Source organism: Verrucomicrobiota bacterium (assembly GCA_016871535.1).
GTDB lineage: Bacteria > Verrucomicrobiota > Verrucomicrobiia > Limisphaerales > SIBE01 > VHCZ01.
The window spans coordinates 1-4,464 of sequence record VHCZ01000379.1; the positions used below are offsets into that span (position 1 = coordinate 1).

Sequence of the window (4,464 nt, forward strand, 5' to 3'; positions counted from 1 at the left end):
CACCCGGACTCTCACGAGGTTCACGGGCGGCGCGGCGTCTCGGTTTGGTCAAACCCTCAAGGCCGCCTGAATGGCGCTGCATCCACGACCTTGAGGCCGGTCACACGTTGAAACTCTTGGGCATTGAGGGTGGCGACTTCGTGCCCGAGCGCGAGACCCGCTGCGGCGATCTGCAAATCATGTGGACCGATCACTTGCCCGCGCGTCTCAAGCTCCGCCCAGATTCGGGCGTGAACGCGCGCCTGCGTCAGGTCAAACGGCTGAATGGCCAAGGCGGCCAGGATCTGCTCAACGTGCCGTTGACGCCGTGCCTTTCGGGCTGGGTCCAGCGCGCGTTCGACTCCATGCAAAAGTTCGGAGGCAGTGATGGCGGCGATTACCGGTTGAAGAGCGGAAAACTGCCGGAGAAAACCGGGCATGTCGAACTTGCCTCGTTCGTCTGCAATCAGCAGCGAACTGTCGAGGATCAATCCCATGTGGCTTTGAGCGGCGGCAGATTGGTGCGGGCCTGGTCAAGGTCGTCAGCGAAGGCACGGGCTTCTTCCAAAGGAAGCTTTTCCAGCCGGGCCCAACGGTCGGCCAACTCACCGCAGGTCAGTGCGGCGGGAGGGCCGCTGGAATCGAGCAACGTCAAAAGGCCGTGCGCCTTGTTCGGAAGCGTTTCCGACCCGCGAGGGCGTACCCGTCCGTCTTCCAGCTCAACTTCAAGCGTCCTGTAGCTCATGGAGAGAGTTTGACCAGTTCAACGCCTGACGGCAAGTCTGCCAATTTCCACAAGTTAACATTCGGACTTTGGCGAAGCGCCTGCGCGCAGCGAGCGAGCGTTCGCCACACCAGATCTGTGGGCGGCAGGAATCAGCGCCTGAACAAATGTAAAAAAGGGAAGACCAAGGGCCTCGGCGGCGACAGCGCTCCGTCCATCGCCAACGGGCGCATCTACGGAATGGGCAATCGCGGCGCGGATGAAATCGTTTGGGCGCTTTCCGAGGAGGATGGCAAGGAGCTGTGGGTGTCACGCCTCGGACCCGCTTTCGAGCAAAGAGGCTGGCCCCAAGGAAAGGAGGGCCCGGGTTGCACTCCCACGGTCGATGGGGAACGGCTCTATGTGGTGGGCTTGGGCGGCGTTTGTCCTGCTTGCAGGTCAAGGACGGCAAATCCTTTGGCAAAAAAGCCTGACGCGCGATTTGGGCGGGAGCCTGCCGCAATGGAGCTTCCGCGAATCGCCGTTGGTTGATGGCAACAAGGTCATCTGCACTCCCGGGGCCCAGGAAGGGATGCTGGTGGCCCTCGACAAGTTGACGGGCAAGACAATTTGGAAGTGCGAGGTGCCCGCCAGTCCTCCAGGTGAAACCAGCGGTTCTGGCGTCCCTGGCGGGCGACGTGGCGGTCGCGGTGGTTTCGGAGGTCGAGGGGGCGGCTCTGGAGCAGCCTACGCGTCGGTCATCGCGATCGATTTCGAGGGGCAGCGCCAGTACGTGCAACTCACCGCGAGGGGACTCATCGGGGTCGCGGCTTCCGACGGCAAGTTCCTCTGGCGATATGACCGTCCCGCCAATGGCATGGGTATCAACTGTTCCACGCACGCTCTTCTGCTACGACGTCAAGGCGAAGTAAGATCACTCAAGACGCCCTTGGAACTTCCAACTTCGTTTTCGCGAGCAATCAACGATCCTGGCTTATCATGGCATGCGGGCTGGAAGCCGGCGCTACGGGCTCAGCCAGCCTGTTTTCTGGACGCGTTGGAACTCCGATTTGACGTCGGTCCCCTCGTAAAAGGAGAGCCATCCGCGCACGCGCTTGGTTTCGCCTGGGGCACAATCCGGAAACTTCGGGTCCGAGTGCAGGCAGGGAACCGGCGGGTTCGCCCAGGGGCGATGGCACGGTTCCCACGCAGAAATGATCCAGCGTTTCCCGTCCGCGGAGCGGCAGGCCACGAAGGGTTTTTCAAAAACCTTGTTCGCGTTGGTCAGTTGATTGAAACCTTGAGCGGCTTTCAGCATGACACAGTTCTGGACGCGCAGGTCCGTCAAGGTCGCGCTGGTTCCATTGTGCAGCCAGAGTTCCATGCGGACGGAGTCTTTGGTCGGCTCAACTTTCGCGCCGAATCGAATTCCGTTCGGCAGCGTGCGTTCGCTGCGGAGGGATCCATCCGGGAGTCGCTCCCATTCCTGGGGCGCCAAATCGACGTTCTGTTTGGTCCAGACGGTCGGCACGTGCGTGTGGGCGAGATAAGTCAGGCCAAGGTTCGACCAGATCGCTTCGGGCACATCAACGACCACATAGCTGGCATCATCCCACGGGGTGAAAACGCTGATCTTGGTTTCGCGTTGAGGCCGGATGGCGCCTTCGAGGAATCCAATGCGAGGATGACGACCGCCGGGGTAGGGCAATACCCACAGCGGCGAATCTGCCGGACGCTTGGGCCGATTGGACGGAGCAATGTTCAAGCGCTTGGATGCGGCGGTCATTTCGTCCAGGCTCAGCCCGGTAGCGGACTGGATTTCGGCTTCGGTGAATCGATGGTGCCAGACCATGTTTTGGAGCCAGTAACGCAGGTCGACGTCGTGGGTGGGCTTGCGAAAGTTCGGCAGCTCGGCGGCGGCCTGGACAAACGCCTGAGAGCCTGCTTCGAGATCAAAGACATGAAGGACAAGAAAGACCACGAGCAGTGATTTCATGGGGCGTCGGCTATTACTGCGTGGTTGTTCCGGGCTGGTTTTCGCTTATGCACCAGAGGTTCTTGTGCGTGCGGATAAAGATCTCGCCGTTGGAAACAGCCATGGACGAGTTGGTGAGTTCGCCTTCGATAGGGTTAACGGCGATCAATTCGAACGTTGGACTCGCGCGCAGCACGGAGGTTTCGCTCGACTGATTGACGATGTAGAGTTTGTCGCCAGCAAGGACCATGGATGACCACGATTCGGCCTTGGCACCCTGGCCGCGCAACCGTTCTTCCCAGACGCGTTTTCCGGTCCCGAGTTCGAGGCATTCAGCAATACCCTCCGTGTTGAGAATGAAGACGTGGCCGTTTGCGATGACGCCGGAGCCGAGGCGATTCTTGGTTCGAGCCGTTTGCCAGAGCCGGCGCGTCGCCGTGACATCCCCGTCGCCGCCGGGCTTAACGGCAATGGTTGTGCCCAGGAATCCGCCCATCGCCACCACGACTCCGTCGCCGTAAATCGGCGAGGTATAAATGAGCGGGTTCAAGCCTGCGCATTCCCAGAGTGCTTTCCCCGTTTGAGGATCAAAGGCGCGCACTTTTTCCGGGACGCTCAATACCAGTTCGGCGCGGTGGTTGGCCTTCACCAGGATCGGTGTGCTCCACGAGCCGATGTATCCGTCGCGCCGACCTGCAAAGCCATCCGTTCTTTGCGGCGGTTGCATCGGAGGCAAATCCACTTTCCAGATGGTTTCCCCGGTTTTCTTGTTGAGTGCGATCAGGAAGGTGCGTTCGCCGGGACCGAAGTGAACGAAGCAAAGATCGTTGTGGAGCACCGGCGAAGCCGCATAGCCCCAGTCGTGCTTTTGCGGGCCGAGATCGCGATGCCAAAGTTCTTTGCCACTCAGGTCGTAGCACCAGACGCCCGCCGAACCGTGCCAGACGATAACGCGTTCGCCATCCGTGACCGGCGAAGCGGAGCAATACGGATTATCCTCGTGAGTCTCTTCAGGTTCTTTGTGCGTCACGCCGGTTTGCCAGAGCAACTTGCCTTGCGCGCGGTCGAAGCACATGAGTGCGCGCCGATTGGCTTTCTCGATTGCCTGAGCCACAAACACGTGGTCTTTCCAGACAACGGGAGAGGAATTCCCTCGGTCAGGCAGGGGCGCTTTCCAGCGAATGTTTTCATTGGCGCTCCAACGAACGGGCAGGCGCTTGTCTGTTGCAACGCCCGAACCCTCTGGCCCGCGCCACGCCGGCCAATCCGCGGCTGCTCTTGAAAGCAACAAAAGGAGTCCGGCAAACCAAAGCGAAAGACGTGCGGCAATGCGTGTACTCAGGACAAATCGAGCGTTCATGGCGGGAGTATAACCAACAGTTGCTGTTTGTCCAAAGCCGAACCGATGCGTCCGAGGTAACCCGTCAGTTAACGACGGTGGAGCGGCGCTCCTGCGGAGCTGTTCTTCGACGGCATTGGCTCGGCAGGAGTCTCGCCCCACCTTAGGGTCTGTGCAAAAATAACTTCCGGTTTTGGCGGGAGCGCCGCCTGGCCAGATGCAGGGCGCGAGGAGGGAGCATCCCCGTTTTGCGGCTGTGACCGACGAGCAACGCCGCAGCCGGCCAGGCGCCGCCCCGCCCCGGAGGGCTGGGGCGATTTCGCTTTCTGGCTTCGTTTCTCCTCAGAGCGTGTCCGAAAATTCCGCGGGGTCCTGTTTTCGCGCCAAAGGCCGGATGGCGAGGCGCAACGAAGGAGAATATCCTCCCTGGATCTTCGACTGAGGAGCAACGAAGCCAGGCGGCCTTTG

Annotated in this window: 3 protein-coding genes and 1 pseudogene; 1 reads left to right on the forward strand and 3 read right to left on the reverse strand. The window is 60.6% G+C overall.

What is annotated here, in order from left to right; all coding sequences use genetic code 11:
• Positions 1–56 precede the first annotated feature (56 nt).
• Together FJ398_26355 and FJ398_26360 are read right to left on the reverse strand one after the other, a co-directional pair.
• The gene (locus FJ398_26355) at positions 57–476 is read right to left on the reverse strand and encodes a type II toxin-antitoxin system VapC family toxin (protein ID MBM3841408.1); all 420 of its coding nucleotides are present in this window, start codon (positions 474–476) and stop codon (positions 57–59) included.
• The gene (locus tag FJ398_26360; protein ID MBM3841409.1) at positions 467–724 is read right to left on the reverse strand and encodes a hypothetical protein; all 258 of its coding nucleotides are present in this window, start codon (positions 722–724) and stop codon (positions 467–469) included. Before FJ398_26360 ends, FJ398_26355 begins: the two co-directional genes overlap by 10 nt.
• 219 nt (positions 725–943) lie before the next feature.
• Between FJ398_26360 and FJ398_26365 the strand changes: the two are divergent.
• A pseudogene (locus tag FJ398_26365) lies at positions 944–2,672 on the forward strand (hypothetical protein).
• Between the two features lie 19 nt (positions 2,673–2,691).
• On the opposite strand, the gene FJ398_26370 reads toward FJ398_26365, so the two are convergent.
• Positions 2,692–4,017 (reverse strand): serine/threonine protein kinase, encoded by a 1,326-nt coding sequence (locus tag FJ398_26370; GenBank protein MBM3841410.1) that lies wholly within the window; start codon positions 4,015–4,017, stop codon positions 2,692–2,694.
• Positions 4,018–4,464: the final 447 nt, after the last annotated feature.